This window comes from Nocardia sp. NPDC057272 (assembly GCF_042668615.1).
Taxonomy (GTDB): Bacteria; Actinomycetota; Actinomycetes; order Mycobacteriales; family Mycobacteriaceae; genus Nocardia.
Genome location: NZ_JBHUYK010000004.1, coordinates 369,497 through 385,476, shown reverse-complemented (window position 1 = coordinate 385,476; position 15,980 = coordinate 369,497). Strand labels below are relative to the sequence as shown.

At 69.4% G+C, this 15,980-nt stretch carries 16 protein-coding genes; 9 read left to right on the top strand and 7 right to left on the bottom strand.

Going from position 1 to position 15,980, the window contains the following annotated elements:
- Window positions 1-49 precede the first annotated feature (49 nt).
- From tatA to ACFULV_RS09055, 4 genes are all read left to right on the top strand, one after another.
- Window positions 50-322, top strand: a complete 273-nt coding sequence (gene tatA, locus ACFULV_RS09070; protein WP_378627484.1) for a Sec-independent protein translocase subunit TatA — start codon at window positions 50-52, stop codon at window positions 320-322.
- Between the two features lie 110 nt (window positions 323-432).
- A complete protein-coding gene (tatC, locus tag ACFULV_RS09065; protein ID WP_378627485.1) occupies window positions 433-1,386 on the top strand; it encodes a twin-arginine translocase subunit TatC in 954 nt (317 codons plus the stop codon).
- Window positions 1,387-1,389: 3 nt separating this feature from the next.
- The gene (locus tag ACFULV_RS09060; protein WP_378627486.1) at window positions 1,390-4,089 is read left to right on the top strand and encodes a DEAD/DEAH box helicase; all 2,700 of its coding nucleotides are present in this window, start codon (window positions 1,390-1,392) and stop codon (window positions 4,087-4,089) included.
- 120 nt (window positions 4,090-4,209) lie between these two features.
- Window positions 4,210-4,950 (top strand): DUF4333 domain-containing protein, encoded by a 741-nt coding sequence (locus tag ACFULV_RS09055; protein ID WP_378654809.1) that lies wholly within the window; start codon window positions 4,210-4,212, stop codon window positions 4,948-4,950.
- Window positions 4,951-5,015: 65 nt separating this feature from the next.
- Here the strand turns inward: ACFULV_RS09055 and ACFULV_RS09050 are convergent, their stop codons facing one another.
- A complete protein-coding gene (locus tag ACFULV_RS09050) occupies window positions 5,016-5,990 on the bottom strand; it encodes a 5'-3' exonuclease H3TH domain-containing protein (protein WP_378654806.1) in 975 nt (324 codons plus the stop codon).
- Between the two features lie 97 nt (window positions 5,991-6,087).
- Between ACFULV_RS09050 and ACFULV_RS09045 the strand changes: the two genes are divergently transcribed.
- A complete protein-coding gene (locus tag ACFULV_RS09045) occupies window positions 6,088-7,215 on the top strand; it encodes a M24 family metallopeptidase (protein WP_378654803.1) in 1,128 nt (375 codons plus the stop codon).
- A 51-nt stretch (window positions 7,216-7,266) separates the two neighbouring features.
- On the opposite strand, the gene ACFULV_RS09040 is transcribed toward ACFULV_RS09045, so the two are convergent.
- Window positions 7,267-7,665, bottom strand: a complete 399-nt coding sequence (locus ACFULV_RS09040) for a TIGR03618 family F420-dependent PPOX class oxidoreductase (protein ID WP_378627492.1) — start codon at window positions 7,663-7,665, stop codon at window positions 7,267-7,269.
- Between the two features lie 110 nt (window positions 7,666-7,775).
- Between ACFULV_RS09040 and ACFULV_RS09035 the strand changes: the two genes are divergently transcribed.
- The 3 genes from ACFULV_RS09035 (at window position 7,776) to ACFULV_RS09025 (ending at window position 10,765) form a co-directional block, all read left to right on the top strand.
- Window positions 7,776-8,528: an SDR family NAD(P)-dependent oxidoreductase gene (locus tag ACFULV_RS09035; RefSeq protein ID WP_378654800.1), complete on the top strand. Its 753-nt coding sequence runs from the start codon at window positions 7,776-7,778 to the stop codon at window positions 8,526-8,528.
- Complete coding sequence (gene cbiE / locus ACFULV_RS09030; RefSeq protein WP_378654798.1) at window positions 8,525-9,799, top strand: precorrin-6y C5,15-methyltransferase (decarboxylating) subunit CbiE; 1,275 nt, start codon at window positions 8,525-8,527, stop codon at window positions 9,797-9,799. The genes ACFULV_RS09035 and cbiE overlap by 4 nt, the downstream gene beginning before the upstream one ends.
- 213 nt (window positions 9,800-10,012) lie before the next feature.
- The gene (locus ACFULV_RS09025; protein ID WP_378628338.1) at window positions 10,013-10,765 is read left to right on the top strand and encodes a cobalt-precorrin-6A reductase; all 753 of its coding nucleotides are present in this window, start codon (window positions 10,013-10,015) and stop codon (window positions 10,763-10,765) included.
- Window positions 10,766-10,789: 24 nt separating this feature from the next.
- On the opposite strand, the gene ACFULV_RS09020 is transcribed toward ACFULV_RS09025, so the two are convergent.
- From ACFULV_RS09020 to ACFULV_RS09000, 5 genes are all read right to left on the bottom strand, one after another.
- Window positions 10,790-11,332, bottom strand: coding sequence for a PadR family transcriptional regulator (locus ACFULV_RS09020; RefSeq protein WP_378627497.1), 543 nt, complete (start codon window positions 11,330-11,332; stop codon window positions 10,790-10,792).
- 156 nt (window positions 11,333-11,488) lie between these two features.
- The gene (locus tag ACFULV_RS09015) at window positions 11,489-11,977 is read right to left on the bottom strand and encodes a ubiquitin-like domain-containing protein (protein ID WP_378654795.1); all 489 of its coding nucleotides are present in this window, start codon (window positions 11,975-11,977) and stop codon (window positions 11,489-11,491) included.
- A gap of 278 nt (window positions 11,978-12,255) precedes the next feature.
- The gene (cobJ, locus tag ACFULV_RS09010; protein WP_378654912.1) at window positions 12,256-13,842 is read right to left on the bottom strand and encodes a precorrin-3B C(17)-methyltransferase; all 1,587 of its coding nucleotides are present in this window, start codon (window positions 13,840-13,842) and stop codon (window positions 12,256-12,258) included.
- Between the two features lie 5 nt (window positions 13,843-13,847).
- Window positions 13,848-14,483 (bottom strand): precorrin-8X methylmutase, encoded by a 636-nt coding sequence (locus ACFULV_RS09005; protein ID WP_378627499.1) that lies wholly within the window; start codon window positions 14,481-14,483, stop codon window positions 13,848-13,850.
- A gap of 43 nt (window positions 14,484-14,526) precedes the next feature.
- The gene (locus ACFULV_RS09000) at window positions 14,527-15,000 is read right to left on the bottom strand and encodes an Lrp/AsnC family transcriptional regulator (RefSeq protein WP_378654792.1); all 474 of its coding nucleotides are present in this window, start codon (window positions 14,998-15,000) and stop codon (window positions 14,527-14,529) included.
- A 95-nt stretch (window positions 15,001-15,095) separates the two neighbouring features.
- Here ACFULV_RS09000 and ddaH point away from each other — a divergent pair, with 95 nt between their 5' ends.
- A complete protein-coding gene (gene ddaH, locus ACFULV_RS08995) occupies window positions 15,096-15,959 on the top strand; it encodes a dimethylargininase (RefSeq protein WP_378654789.1) in 864 nt (287 codons plus the stop codon).
- Window positions 15,960-15,980: the final 21 nt, after the last annotated feature.

Here is a 15,980-nt window from a genome sequence, read left to right as displayed (position 1 = left end):
GAACCCAGGTAGCATCGGTAATCACCACAGTCTTTGGAGGTATCTGATAATGGGCACGTTCAGCTGGACGCACCTGCTGATCATCGCGTTGCTGTTCGTTCTGCTCTTCGGCGCGAAGCGGCTTCCCGACGCGGCACGCGGTCTCGGCCGCTCGCTGCGGATCTTCAAGAGCGAGGTCGGGCAGATGCAGGCGGAGTCGTCGGCATCCGACGCACCGGCGGCCACCCCGGCCACTCCCGCGCCGCAGCAGCAGCTGTCCGCGTCGGCGCCGCAGGCACAGACCCCGATCGTCGAACCGCAGCAGGGCCACAAAACCCTCTGACCTCGGCCATCACCCCGGAGCGGTAGTCATCGCTCCGGGGCGAAGTGCTGTCTCGTCAGAAGTTGCCGCCGAGCATCCGCCGAACCGAGGGTTAGAGGCCACCACCCACCATGCGCATCCCGTTCGATCCCCGGCGCACCAAGCGCAGGACGAATCCCGACGGCACCATGTCGTTGGTCGAGCACCTGCAGGAACTGCGCACCCGGCTGCTGCTGGCACTGGCCGCCATCGCGGTGACCACCCTGATCGGCTTCTTCTGGTACGCGCACACCCTCTTCGGGATGGAGAGCCTGGGCGAGATCCTGCGCGGTCCCTACTGTGCGCTGCCCGAATCGGCGCGGGCCAGCCTGACCCCCGACGGCGCCTGCCGATTGCTCGCCACGGGACCCTTCGACCAGTTCATGCTCCGGTTGAAGGTCGGGTTCACCGCCGGTGTGGTGATCGCGACCCCGTTCTGGCTGTACCAGCTGTGGGCGTTCATCACCCCGGGGCTGTACGCGAAGGAACGCAAGCTCGCGGTCGGGTTCGTGGTGACCGGTTCGGTGCTGTTCGTGACGGGTGCCGTGCTCGCCTACGTGGTGGTCTCGCACGCGTTGTCGTTCCTGATGACCATCGGCGACAACGTCCAGATCACCGCGCTCAGCGGTAATCAGTACTTCGGTTTCATCATCCAGTTGCTGATCATCTTCGGCGTCAGTTTCGAGACGCCGTTGATCATCATCGGGCTGAACCTGGTCGGGGTGCTGCCCTACACCAAGCTCAAGGCGTGGCGGCGCGGGATGATCTTCGGTCTGTTCGTCTTCGCCGCGATCGTCACACCGCAGGACCCGTTCTCGATGCTGGCGCTGGCGATCGCGCTGACCGTGCTGTTCGAGTTCGCCGTGCAGTTCGCGCGGTTCAGCGACGCGCGCAAGGCCCGCCGGGAAGAGAAGGAGGGCTGGGGCACGCTCGACGACGAACAGGCCTCTCCGCTCGAGACCCCCGAGCCGGTGGCGTCCGCCGATCCGGTGAGCGAGCCGGAGAAAACCGCGCGCCCGGTGTCGGACTACTCCGATACGCTCTGAGGGGTGACCGACACTCCGGGGCTGCCCAGCGAACTGGCGAAATTCGCCGGTGAAATCTCGTTCGATCTGGACCCCTTCCAGAGCACCGCGTGCGCGGCGTTGGAAGACGGGCACAGCGTGCTCGTGTGCGCCCCGACCGGAGCGGGCAAGACGATCGTCGGTGAGTTCGCCGTGCACATGGCGCTGGCCTCGGGCGGAAAGTGCTTCTACACCACGCCGATCAAGGCGCTGTCGAATCAGAAGTTCGCCGATCTCACCGCCCGCCACGGCCGCGACAGCGTCGGCCTGCTCACCGGTGACCAGTCGATCAATCCCGGTGCGCCGGTGGTCGTGATGACCACCGAGGTGCTGCGCAACATGCTCTACGCGTCCTCGGACTCGCTGCACGGTCTGTCCTACGTCGTGATGGACGAGGTGCACTACCTGGCCGACCGGTTCCGGGGCGCGGTGTGGGAGGAAGTGATCCTGCACCTGCCGCCGGATGTGCGACTGGTGAGCCTGTCGGCGACGGTGTCCAACGCCGAGGAGTTCGGCGCCTGGATGGAAACTGTGCGCGGCGACACCGCGGTGGTGGTCGACGAGACCAGGCCGGTGCCGCTGTGGCAGCACGTGATGGTCGGCCGGCGGATGTTCGACCTGTTCGACACCAAGTCCAGCGACCGCAAGGTCGTGGTCGACGAAGACCTCGTGCGGTTCATCCGCCAGCGCGAGAGCGCCGACCGGATGCACGGCTACGGCGGTCCGCGCGGACGGGGTGGACGCGGCGGCAATTTCCGCCCGTTGCCGCGACCGGATGTCCTGGCGCGTCTCGACGAGGAAAACCTGCTGCCCGCGATCACCTTCATCTTCAGCCGCGCGGGCTGTGACGGCGCGCTGGCCCAGTGCCTGCGCGCCCGCCTCGATCTGAGTCGTCCCGGCGAGGCCGCGCAGATCGACGAGATCATCGAGAAGCACACCGGTGACCTGCCCAAGGGCGATCTGGAGGTCCTCGGCTACTGGGAGTGGCGCGAGGCACTGCAACGCGGCCTGGCCGCCCACCACGCCGGTATGCTGCCCGCGTTCCGGCACACCGTCGAGGAACTGTTCGTCAAGGGTCTGGTGCGCGCGGTGTTCGCCACCGAGACCCTGGCACTGGGCATCAACATGCCCGCCCGCACGGTGGTCCTCGAGCGGCTGGTGAAGTTCAACGGCGAAACTCATGCCGAGCTCACCCCCGGCGAGTACACCCAGCTCACCGGCCGCGCGGGCAGGCGCGGCATCGACGTCGAGGGCCACGCGGTGGTGCTGTGGCAGCCCGAGGTCGACACCAGCGCGGTGGCCGGCCTCGCCTCCACCCGCACCTATCCGCTGCGCAGCTCGTTCCGGCCCGGCTACAACATGTCGATCAACCTGATCGACCGGATGGGCGCCCAGGAGGCCCGAACGCTGCTCGAGCGGTCGTTCGCCCAGTTCCAGGCCGACCGGTCGGTCGTGGGGCTCGTCCGCGGGATCGAACGCAACGAGGGCGCGCTGCGCAAGCTGGAGAGTCAGCTCGGCGGCGTCGACGGCGACTTCATGGAGTACCTGTCGCTGCGTGACCGGATCAAGCAACGCGAACGCGATATCCAGCAGCAGGGAAGGGCCGACCGGCGCGGCGCCGCGGTAAAAGCGCTGATCGGGTTGCGCCGTGGCGACGTGGTGTCCATCCCCGTGGGCAAGCGTTCCGGGCTCGCGGTGATCCTCGAACCCGACCAGACGCCCGGCGATCCGCGTCCACTGGTATTGACCGAGGACCACTGGGCCGGTCGGGTGTCCGCGGCCGATTTCCCGGAGCCAGCCGAAGCGCTCGGGCGCATGGATCTGCCGCGCCGGGTCGATCACCGGACCGCGCGCATCCGCCGCGACCTGGCCTCGGCGTTGCGCGGCACCGGAATCTCGGCTCCGCGCCGGGGCAAGCGCAACGATCGTGTTCGAGGCGGCGAAGATCGTCAGCTCTCGACGCTGCGGCGCAGTCTGCGGTCCCATCCCGCGCACAATCGTCCCGATCGGGAGCAGCTGAGCCGCACCGGCGAGCGGTATTCGCGCCTCGCCCGCGAGACCGAGACGATGCGCCAGAAAGTTGCCGCGACCACGAATTCGCTGGCGCGCACTTTCGATCGGATCGTCGGGCTGCTCGAGGAACGCGGGTTCGTCGCCCACGGTGAGGTGACAGCCGACGGCAGGCGCCTGGCCCGGATCTACGCCGAGAGCGATCTCGTGGTCGCCGAAGCCCTGCGCCAAGGTCTGTGGCGCGGACTGGGCCCGGCCGAACTCGCCGCGGTGGTATCGACACTGGTCTACGAATCGCGCCAGGAAACCGGCCTGCTGACGCCGGCGGGGCCGACCGATCCGATCCGCCGTGCGGTCGCGGCCACCATCGAAGTGTGGTCGGATCTGCGCTCCGACGAGGCGCGACACAAACTTCCGCCCACCCGCGAACCCGATCTGGGGTTCGTCACCGGGGTCTACAAGTGGGCGCGCGGCGACGCGTTGGCCGAGGCGTTGCTGGCCAGCGGCGACCCCGGTACGACGATGTCGGCGGGCGATTTCGTGCGGTGGTGCAGGCAGGTGATCGACCTGCTCGATCAGATCCACAACACCGCCGACGACCCCGAGATCGCGTCCACCGCCGCCAAGGCGGTGCGTGCCGTACGGCGGGGTGTCGTCGCGGTGGACGCCGCGTAGTCGGCACGTCTGTGATTTGATTTCTTCGCGTACCGACCGTGAGGCGGATGTCGTGCGAATGCGGCAGGCCCGGCGCGGGGGGCTACCGTATGGACTAATGATGCGAGTGGAGGCGAGTGGATGAGCGGCCCTTACGGACCGAACAACCCCGGGGAGGGGAACAACGATCCCACCCAGCACTGGGGGGGTCAGCAGGGGGCCGGTGGCGCCGGTCCCACCCAGCACTGGGGTGGCGCGCAGCAGCCGCCACCACAGGGCGCCCAGCCCACCCAGCAGTGGAAAGACCCGAACGCGCAGCAGCCACAGCAGCAGTGGGGACAACAGCCCCAGCAGCCGCAGCAGCCGTGGGGCCAGCAGCCGCAGCAAGGTGGCGTGCCGCAGCAGCCGACCGGGCCGCAGCAGCAGTGGGGCCAGACCCAGCCGCCGCCGCAGGACTGGAACAACCAGGCCGCCAACGCGCAGCAGCAGTGGGGTCAGCCCGCGCCGCAGCAGCAGTGGGGCCAGCAGCCCGCGCCGCAGCAGCAGTGGGGCCAGCAGCCGTCTTCCGGTGGCAAGAGCAAGGGCCTGATCATCGGGCTCATCGCCGCGGGCGTGCTCGTGGTCGCCGCCGTGATCGGTCTGATCCTGGTCGTGTTCTCCTCGGACGAACTCGACAACGCCGCGGTACAGGACGGTGTCTCGCGCGTGCTGAAGGACTCCTACGGCATCGCCGACGTCTCCGATGTCAGCTGCCCCTCCGGCCAGGCGGTGGAGGTCGACGCGACCTTCACCTGCGACCTGAAGGTCAGTGGCGAGGCGAAGAAGGTCACCGTCAAGATCACCAAGGAAGACGGAACCTACGAGGTCGGCCGCCCCAACTAGGCGCTCGCACTACGTTTCCGGGCCGTCCGCGCAGTCTGCGGGCGGCCCGGCGTCGTTCGTCCCGGTCAGCCGGTATGTGCGGCGGTGAGCGCGGTGACGAGGCGGGTGATCGGGCTCTCGGCGTTGTACGCGGTGGCCAGCGCGAGCAGCCGGTCGGGGTCGGCGGGGGTGGCGGGCAGGACATCCGGACGCGACAGGATCACCTCCGCGTCGCGGACTACCCGCACGACCGGTGCGGCGACCTTCAGATAGTCCTGCGCGGCACCGAGTTTCGCGCGCACACCCTTGGCGATATCGGACGCCGGATCGGCGACGGCGTCCATGAGCGCGTCGAGCGAGCCGAACTTCGTGATCAGCTGGGCGGCTGATTTGTCGCCGATGCCCGCCACACCGGGCAGGCCGTCGGAGGCGTCGCCGCGCAGGGTCGCCATGTCGGCGTAGGCCGGGCCCGCGTTCCGTTCGGGCACACCGTATTTCGCCGAGAGCTCCGCGGGGCCGAACAGTTCGGCCTTGGCGAGTCCTCGGCCGACGTAGAGCACGCGGACCGGTGGGGCGGGCTCGTCGCGCACCAGCTGCAGCAGGTCGCGGTCGCCGCTGACGACGACGACCGGGTCGGTGCGCTCCCGGCTCGCGAGGGTGCCGAGCACATCGTCGGCTTCGAGGCCGTCCGCGCCGCCGGTGGCGATGCCCGCCGCCTCGAGCACTTCGAGGATCATCTCGACCTGCGGGGTGAGCGTGTCGGGCACTTCCTCCGCGCCGGGCGCCGCGCCGGTGCTGGTGTCGAGTCGGTGCGCCTTGTAGGAGGGCACCAGGGCCACCCGGAACGGGGGCCGCCAATCGAGGTCGAGTCCGACGACGAGCCTGCTCGGGCGATGCTTGGTGACCAGCGAGGCCACCATGTCGGTGAATCCGCGCAGCGCGTTCACCGAGCGGCCGTCCGCGCCCCTGAGCTTGTCGGGGATGGCGTAATAGGCGCGGAACCAGAGGCTGGCGCCGTCGAGGATCAACAGGGGTCCACGGGTGCTCTCGTCAGCGGTCACCCGGTGATTGTGCCCCGAACCACCGACACCGTGGCCGTGGCCGTGCCGATGGGCTTCGGTGGCTGCCCTCGGCGCGGGGCGGGTAACGTCGGATCCTATGAGCGCGCACACGGATGCCAGGTTCGCGGCGAAGGTCTACGGTCAGCGGCTGGAGCGGGCGGTCGAGTTGATGCGCGCGGCGCATCTGGACGCCCTGCTGATCACTCCGGGCCCCGACCTGCGGTACCTGATCGGTTCGGCCGCGGAATCCTTCGAGCGGCTCACCTGCCTGGTGATCCCGGCCGACGGATCGACGCCCTCGGTGGTCATCCCGAAACTCGAGCTGGCCTCCCTCGCCGATTCCGCGGCGGGCGAACTCGGCCTGCGGGTGCTCGACTGGGTCGACGGCGTCGATCCGTACCAGCTGGTCCGCTCGATTCTGCACGCCGGTTCCCGCATCGCGGTCGCCGATGCCATGCCCGCACTGCACCTGATCCCGCTCGCCGAATCGACCACCGGTCTGCCCGCCTCGGCGACGCCGGTACTGCGCGAGTCGCGAATGATCAAGGACGAGGCCGAGATCGACGCGCTGCGCCGGGCGGGCGCGGCCATCGACCGCGTGCACGCGCGGATGGGCGAGTTCCTGCGGGCCGGTCGCACCGAGGCCGAGGTGAGCGCCGATATCACCGCCGCGATTGTCGAGGAAGGCCACACCGAGGCGGCCTTCGTCATCGTGGGCAGTGGACCGCACGGCGCCGACCCGCACCACGAGGTCTCCGATCGCGTCATCGAGCAGGGCGACGTGGTGGTCATCGACATCGGTGGCCCCGTCGAACCCGGCTACTACTCGGACTCGACCCGCACCTATGTACTCGGCACCCCGCACCCGGAGATCGTCGAACAGGTGGCGGTCCTCGAGGCCGCCCAGGCCGCCGCTGTCGCGGCGGTCCGGCCGGGAGTGAGCGCGGAATCCATCGACGCCGCCGCCCGCACCGTGCTCGCCGACGCCGGCCTCGGCGACGCCTTCATCCACCGCACCGGCCACGGCATCGGCCTGTCGGTGCACGAGGAGCCCTACATCGTGGCGGGCAACGACCTCGTTCTCGAGCCGGGCATGGCGTTCAGCATCGAGCCTGGAATCTATTTCTGCGGCGAATGGGGCGCGCGGATCGAGGACATCGTGGTCGTCACCGCCGACGGTGTGGAGTCGATGAACAATCGGCCGCACGGCCTGACAGTGCTGTAAGCGGGCCCCGGAGCGGCACGCGCCCGCGCTGCGCCGAGCGGGTTCGAGAGGCTATTTCAGCGTGCCCGACGACAGCACCCGGCGCACCTGGATCGCGACGACCACACGTGTCGGGTTCTCGCGGGGGACCCGGTAGCGCTCGGTGTAGCGACGCACGGCCTCGGCGACGTCGGCGCTGTCGTCGAGTACCGTCGCCGGCCCTTCGAGGGTCAGCCAGCGCGGCCCCTCGACCTGGCTCACCGCCGCGTAGCCGCCTCGTCCGGCGTTGCGTGCCTTCACCGACGCGCCGTCGGTGATCACGCGAGCGATCCCGCTCTCCGGATCCCAGGTGAAGCCCACGGCCACCACGTGCGGGGTGCCGTCGGCGCGCAGCGTGGTGAGCGTGGCCAGATGCCGCTCGGTGACGAACGCGAGGGCAGCGGGGGACAGCTGGGCGGTGGCGGTCGGCATGCCGGAAACGGTAGCCGGGCCGACCAGCGCGTTGCTGCGCGGGTTCGCGCCGTGCACGCAACAGAGGCAGGCCGGCACCGGCCGGACGGGCCGGATGACAGACTGGCGCTATGGGAACGCAGCAGAACGATGGGCCGGTGCTGGTCCTGGGCGGGCGCAGTGAGATCGGCCTCGAAGTGGCGCGCAGGCTGGCACCCGGACGGGTGGTGATCCTGGCCGCTCGCCGTGCCGACGCGTTGACGGCCGAGGTCGAGCAGGTGCGCGCGGCGGGCGCGACCGCCGTGCACACCGTGGAATTCGACGCCGACGAGACCGCCACCCACGCGCCCCTGCTGGACAAGCTCGCCGCCGAGCACGGTGGCATCGCGACAGCGGTGCTCGCCTTCGGCGTCCTCGGCGATCAGGATCGTGCCGAACACGACCCGGCGCACGCGGTGGCGGTCGTGCACACCGATTTCGTCGCCCAGGTCAGTGTCCTCACGACCCTGGCGACCGTGATGCGTGCGCAGGGATCCGGCCAGATCGTCGTCTTCAGCTCGATCGCGGGCGTGCGCGTGCGGCGGGCGAACTATGTCTACGGTTCGGCCAAAGCGGGCCTGGACGGCTTCGCCAGCGGCCTCGGCGACGCCCTGCACGGCACGGGCGTGCAGCTGTTGCTGGTGCGCTCGGGCTTCGTGATCGGGCGCATGACCACCGGCATGGAGCCCGCCCCCCTGGCCAGCACTCCCGACCAGGTCGCCGACGCCGTGGTCCGCAGCCTCGGCAAGGGCGCCACCCGGGTCGCGGTCCCCGGCCGCCTTGCCCTCGCCTTCTTCGTGATGCGCCTGCTCCCGCAATCCGTCTGGCGTCGGATGCCACGGTGACCGCGTCCGGCGACGCGGCGACGGACTGGACCGGCCACCCGATCGTGGTGGCCGGCATCGGGGCCGACGGTTGGGCGGGGCTGGGCGAGAACGTCCGCCGGGCCATCGGGGACTGTGAGGTGGTGTTCGGCTCCTCGCGTCAACTGGCGCTGCTCCCGGCCGGTGATATCGAGCGGGTGCCGTGGCCGACGCCGCTGCTGCCTGCCCTGCCGGAGTTGTTCGGGCGCAATGCCGGTCGACGCATCGGCGTGCTGGCCAGCGGGGATCCGATGTTCTACGGCATCGGCGTCACCCTGGCGCGCCGGTTCGGCCCGGCGGCGCTGCGCGTGTTCCCGCAGCCGTCCTCGGTATCGCTGGCGTGCGCGCGGCTCGGGTGGCCACTGGCCGAAACCCCGGTGGTGAGTGTGGTTGCCCGGCCATTGCCCACCGTTGTGCCCGAATTGTCCGAAGGTCGGCGGATTCTCGTTCTCAGCGAAGACGAGACGACACCGGGCCGTATCGCGGAAATGCTGCGCGACAAGGGTTTCGGACCCTCCTCGCTGACGGTTCTCGAGCAACTCGGCGGCCCCGCCGAACACCGCCACACCGGCTCCGCGGCTACCTGGTCGCACCCGCCCGGCGACCCGCTCAACATCGTCGCCATCGACTGCCGCGCCGATCCCGATACCCGTCGCGACACCCGATTGCCCGGCCTGGCCGATGCTGCCTTCGCCGGTGACGGCCAGCTCACCAAGGCCGAGGTTCGCGCCCTCACCGTCACCGCTCTCGCCCCCGCACCGGGGGAAATGCTGTGGGATATCGGCGGCGGGTCGGGCAGTATCGCCATCGAATGGTGCCGTACCCATCCGCTGTGCCGCGCCGTCACGTTCGAGCGGCTGCCTGCCCGGCGGGAACAAATCGCGACCAATATCACCGCCCTCGGAGTACCGGGAATAACGATCCGCGGTGAGGTGCGCTCAGAGTTAGCCGAGGAAAAGATCTCGGCACCGGACGCCGTATTTCTCGGCGGTGGTCTCACTCAGGACGGCATGTTCGAGCAGTGCTGGCAGCGGCTGCGCCCCGGCGGCCGCCTGGTCGCCAACGCGGTCACCGCGGAATCGGAAGCGCTGCTGCTCGACTGGTCGGCGAGGTTCGGTGGCACCCTGCGCAAATTTCAGATCTATCGGGGTGAACCGCTCGGCGGGTTCACGGCCTGGCGGCCGCACTTGCCGGTCGCTCAGTGGATTGTCCGAAAACCCGCTGGTCGCCGGAGTGTGGACGCCCAGCCCTGATCACGATCAGATCACGCGCAGATCACGGTGAATCCGTTCCCGCAGGGTCCGCACGCCGTAAAAGTTTCGGACCGAACGTGTAGAACCCACGGCTCGGGGGTAGGGTCGTTGCCGTTCCGGGTAATCCCCCGGGCCGTTTTCCACGATGGAGAGTTACATGAAGTACTCGAAGTTCGATGGCGATGCCGGTGCCGATGATTTCGGAGGGCTGTCCTGAGAGTTTTGATCCTCGGTGGCACCGGCGAAGCCAGGGAGTTGGCGCGCAGAGCGTCCGGTGAGCGTGGACTCGACATCGTGTCCTCCCTCGCCGGCCGAGTCGCCAATCCGCGGCTGCCGGTCGGTGCGGTCCGCGTGGGTGGGTTCGGTGGTGTCGAGGGCCTCCGAACCTGGCTACGCGAGAACGCGATCGACGCTGTCGTGGACGCGACCCATCCCTTCGCCGCGCAGGTGAGTGCGCACGCCGCCACCGCCGCGGCCGAGCTGGATATCCCGGCGCTGCATCTGCGCCGCCCCGAGTGGGTGCAGCGGCGCGGCGACCTGTGGACCCGCGTGCCCGATCTCGCCGCGGCGGCCGCGGCACTGACCGCGCGCGACGAACAAGTCCTGCTGACCATCGGCCGCCAGGGCGTCGGCGCGTTCGCCGGCTGCACGGGTCACGGTTTCGTCATCCGCTCCATCGACGCCCCTGATGTCCCGTTGCCGCCGCGCGCCAAACTGTTGCTGGCGCGGGGGCCGTTCACGTTCGACGAGGAACTCGTGCTGATGTCGCGGCATCGCATCGACGTGCTGGTCACGAAGAACAGCGGCGGCGAGCAGACCGAGGCGAAGATCTTCGCTGCCCGCACCGCGGGGCTGCCGGTGATCATGATCGACCGGCCACCGCTGCCCGCGGGCGCCGTCACCGTGGCCGAGGTCGGCGACGCGGTCGAGTGGCTGCGGGAATCCGCATCGCACCGAGTGGGCTGAACCGAGCGGCAGGGCCGAATTCCGTCAGCGCGGGTTCGGCGGTGTGAAGATCGTCGGCAGCTGGTCGAACCAGTGCAGGACCGCGCGCTCGTAGGCGATGCCGAATTCGAGGGTCGCGCGCTGGTGGGGAGCCAGGGCGGTCTCGTCTTCGTCGAGGTAGCGGTCGAGGCGATCTTGATGAATGTTCTTGTTGGCGGCGATGATCCGATCGCGATGCGCGGGATCCAGGTGCTCGCCGAAGGACAGCGTGAGCAGCAGTGGCACGCGGATGGTCTCGGCGCCGGGATCGCGCCCGATCCACTCGGCGAAGGCCTCACGCCCGATATCGGTGATCCGGTACGGCGTGCGCTCCCTGGCGCCACGTTCGCCTTTGGTCACCAGGCCCGCGGTGTCCATCGTGGACAGTTCGCGATAGACCTGGCTCTGTGTGATGGTCCAGAAGTCGCCGATGCGTTGCTGGGCCTGCGTGGCGAGATCCCAGCCCGACTTCGGGCCCTCGTGCAGGAACCCGAGTAGCGAGGCCGCGGTGGAGTTCAGTGGGCGGCGTCGAGTCGCGGTGTCGGTCAACGGTCAACTCCCTTCGAACTACATTCCTAAGTGGAATGTTACGCCTGGGTGCGCAGTCCACCAATAGTGCCGGTGTTGCGGCGCGTTCGCCGGACCGGGGTGCGGCGGTGGTGCTCGCGCGCTGAGCACCACCGCCGCGGTGATCGACCCGTCGGGTCAGGCCAACGCGAGGTTCACGACGTCACCGTCGGCCAGTTCGTAGGACGCCAGGGTATTGGAGTCCTCGAGCTTGACTTCGCTCTCGGTGATGAGCTGCTGATCGGCCACCGGAACCCCGGTCTGTTCCTGGATGAGGCCCTTCAGGTCCTTGACCGTGGCCGTGCTGTCGATGCTGACCTGGATGGGCTCGCCGTCGAGGCCGTTCACCATCAGCGTGATGCCGGCAGCGCTCTCGGCGAGGGGTGCCCCGGGCAGACTCGGCAGGCCGGGCAATCCGGGTGCCCCGAGTGCCCCGGGCTCGGGTGCGCCCGGTGCCGCAGGTGCTGCGGGCGCGGCGGGTGCCGCTGGTGGCGCGGGCGGGGCCGGCGGTTGAGCCGAGGCGATCCCCGCGACGGGAACCGCCATGGCGGCGGCTATCAGGCCGACCGTCACACCGCGCCGTAATCGGGTACCGACAGTGTTCTGTGCGTGGTGCTGAACTCTCATCGTGGTGAATCCTTTCATCGTCCTCGTGGGACGCGTTGGGGAATCGAACCAGGAAACGAGCTGTCACGCTGTTGTGCACGCGGGCATGCCCGCGGAACAAGTGTGCCATCGCACGGGCGTGTCGCCGGGCCTCGCCGGCCGCGCGGGGTTGCCGAGGGCCGCGGAAGTCTCGGTCGACCATGGGGTCGCCAGGGTTGCCTGCGGTGCGGATTCGGTGCCCGCTCGGCCGGGGTGATGCGGGGTACCGACCGTGCGGTTTGTGTATTGTCCGACGCGGATTACCGGCTTGCTGTCGACCCGTACCTACGCGAAGTAAAAACGCGGGTGCCTTCCGGCGTGTCGAACATGGTGGTGGTCGAGGATCCGATGATCAGCAGGGTGCGCATGTCGACCTCGTCGGGATCGAGCTCACCGAGCGTGATCACCCGGACGGATTCGGTCGGACCGCCGACATCGCGACCGAGCACCACCGGTGTGTGCGGCGGGCGGTGCTCGAGCAGGACCTCGCGCATGGCGCCCACCTGCCAGCGGCGCTGCGAGGAGGCCGGGTTGTAGATCGCGATGGCCATATCCGCCGCCGCGACCGCCGAAAGGCGTTGTGCGACGACATCCCACGGCTTGAGCCGATCCGACAGCGAGATCATCGCGTAGTCGTGCCCGAGCGGTGCGCCGACCCGGCTGGCCACCGCGTTGGCGGCCGTCAGGCCGGGCAGCACCCGCACCGGGACGTCCTTGAACTGAGGTTCGGCCGACACCTCGAGGACGGCGGCCGCCATCGCGAAAACGCCCGGATCGCCCGAGGACACCACTGCGACACGCGCGCCCCGCTTGGCCAGGTCCAGCGCCATCGCGGCGCGCTCGGATTCGACCTTGTTGTCGCTGGCGTGCCGACGCTGACCCGTCCGCTCGGGGACGCGATTGATGTAGGTGGTGTACCCGACGAGGTCTGTCGCCTCGGCCAACGCGGCAGTGACCTGCGGCGTCGTCCAGTCCGCGTCGCCGGGCCCGAGGCCGACGACGACGACCTCGCCCGGCGCATTCGCCGATTCGTCAGGAAGGCCAGGCGCCGCAGCCGCAGTGCCTGTGCGGTCGTCGGCGACGGTGGGCTGACGAACGCTGGCGCCGCGAGCGGGGATCACAGTGGTCGGCGTCGGTCCCGGGACCAGGGTGATCGAGAAGTACGGCACGTCGGCCTCGTCGACGTCGGCCGCGGCGAGTACTCGCTGACGAGTGCTGCTCGCGCGTTCGACGTAGTACGCGTCGGCCAACCGGCCGGAATCCGAGAGCGCCTGGCGCACACCGGGAAACGTGCGCCCCAGCTTCATGATCGCCGCGGCGTCGGTCTCGCGCAGGCGCTCGGTCAGCTCCTCGACGGGCATGGTGCCGGGCAGCACCGTCAGCACTTGCTCACCCTCGACCAGCGGAGTTCCCAGCGCCGCGGAGGCCGCGCTCACCGAGGTGATGCCGGGGACGATCTCGGCGTCGAATCGATCGGCCAGCCGCCGGTGCATGTGCATGTAGGAGGAGTAGAACAGCGGATCACCGGCGGCGAGCAACGCGACGGTGCGCCCCGCGGCCAGATGGGTGGCCAGCCGCGCGGCCGCCTGCTCGTAGAACTCGTCGATCGCGCCCTGGTATCCGCCGGGATGATCGGTGGTCTCCACGGTGACCGGGTAGACGAGGTGCTCCTCGATCTGCCCGGCGCGCAGGTACGGTTCCGCGATGGCGCGGGAGATACTGCGGCCGTGCTTGGCGCTGTGGAAGGCGACCACATCGGCTTCGGCGATGAGCCGGGCGGCCTTGACCGTCACCAGTTCCGGGTCGCCGGGACCGAGGCCGATGCCCCACAGTTTGCCGGTGCTGATCTCACTCACTCCTGTTCGCTCGCAATCGCATTCAGTGCCGACGCGGTGATCGCGCTGCCGCCGCGCCTGCCGCGGACGGTCAGATACTCGATCCCGCCGAAGTCGATCAGTGCCTGCTTGGATTCGGCGGCACCGATGAACCCGACCGGGATGCCGATGATCGCCGCGGGTCGCGGCGCACCGGCATCGAGCATGTCGAGCAGGTGGAACAGCGCGGTCGGGGCGTTGCCGATGGCCACCACCGCGCCGTCGAGCTGGTCGCGCAGCAGCTCGAGCGCCGCCACCGAGCGTGTATTACCCAGTCGCGCGGCGAGTTCGGGCACGCGCGGGTCGGTCAGGTTGCACAGCACCGCGTTGTCGGCGGGCAGCCGCTTGCGGGTCACCCCCGAGGCGACCATATTGGCATCGCAGATGATCGGCTTCCCCGCGTGCAGCGCGGCGCGCGCGGCGGCGACCACACCGGCGGAGAAGGCGATGTCGGGGGCCAGGTCGACCTGCCCGCAGCCGTGGATCATCCGCACCGCCACCCGTTCCACATCGGCGGGGAAACCGGCGAGATCCGCCTCGGCGCGGATCGTCGCGAACGAGCGCCGATAGATCTCGGCCCCGTCGGTGAGGTAGCTGGCACGCACGTCGGACATGGCGACAACCCTAGAACCTGGGTCTGACGTGGTGTCCGGCGGCTCAGGTGCGGGGGCGTTCGAGAATGCGCGACATCACCAGCGAGCTGCGGGTGCGCCCGACGCGCGCGTTCTCCCTGATCCGCTCGACCGTCACCTCGATCTCGGCCATATCGGTGGCCATCACGTGCACGAGCGCGTCGGCCTCGCCCGCGATCGTCCACACCCCGACGACCTGTGGAATCGGTTCGAGGGTGCGGCGCAGCTCGGCCGGGGAGATGTTGTCGCGGTAGTAGACCTCGACGTAGGCCTCGGTTTTCCAGCCCAGCGCGGCCGGGTTGACCTGCGCGGTGAACCCGGTGATCTGTCCGCTCGCGACCATCTTGTCCACCCGCCGCTTCACCGCGGGCGCGGACAACCCGACCACCGAACCGATCTCCTGGAACGAGGCGCGGGCGTGGACGAGCAGCTCCGCGAGAATGCGCCGATCGATATCGTCCACGTCGCTCCTTCGCTTCGGCACGCAATGATTCCCCATTCTTACATCGAAATGCACAACGAATCGGTGTTCCGGACGCAATGGAACGGCGATTACGGTCGGTGAAACCGTCCGCGCTGCCACCAGGAGTCCTGATGACCGCCGCTAGCCCCCTTCGTGTCTCAGCACCCGCGCGGACCGCCTCCCCGCGCCGTTATGTGCTGTGCCGCCCCGACCATTTCGAGGTCACCTACGCGATCAATCCGTGGATGGATCCGGCCGCTCCCGTCGATCGGGCGCGCGCCCTCGCCCAGTGGGAGATCCTGCGCGCGACCCTCGAAGCACACGGGCACACCGTGGAAACGGTGCCCGGCGAACCCGGTCTGCCGGATATGGTCTTCGCCGCCAACAGCGGCATCGTGATCGGCGGACACGCGCTCTCGGCCCGGTTCGCCCACCCCGAACGCGCTGCCGAGGGGCCCGCTTTTCACCGGTGGTTCGCCGCACGGGAACTGCGGGCCCTGGCCGCCGCGGCCGAAACCAACGAGGGGGAGGGCGATTTCGCGTTCGCCGGACAGCGGATTCTGGCCGGTGTCGGGTTCCGCTGTTCGCTGTCCGCGCACGCGGAGGTGGAACGGTTCTTCGACGTGCCGGTGGTATCGCTCGAGCTGGTCGACCCGCGCTTCTATCACCTCGACACCGCCTTGATGGTCCTCGACGACACCACCGTGGCCTACTACCCAGCCGCGTTCAGCCCGGCCGCTCGCGACGTGCTGAGCGCGCTCTACCCCGACGCGATCCTCGCCGACGACAACGACGCGCTGTGCTTCGGCTTGAACGGACTCAGCGACGGCGAACACGTCTTCCTCGACCCCGGCGCCACCGGCCTCATCGCGCAGCTGCGTGCGCGGGGATTCGTCCCCGTTGCGCTGGATCTGTCCGAACTGCGTAAGGGCGGCGGCGGCGTGAAGTGCTGCGTGCTCGAGCTGCACACTCGCCGCGACACGATCGTGGGCTAGCCGGACCGCACCGCCACCGCC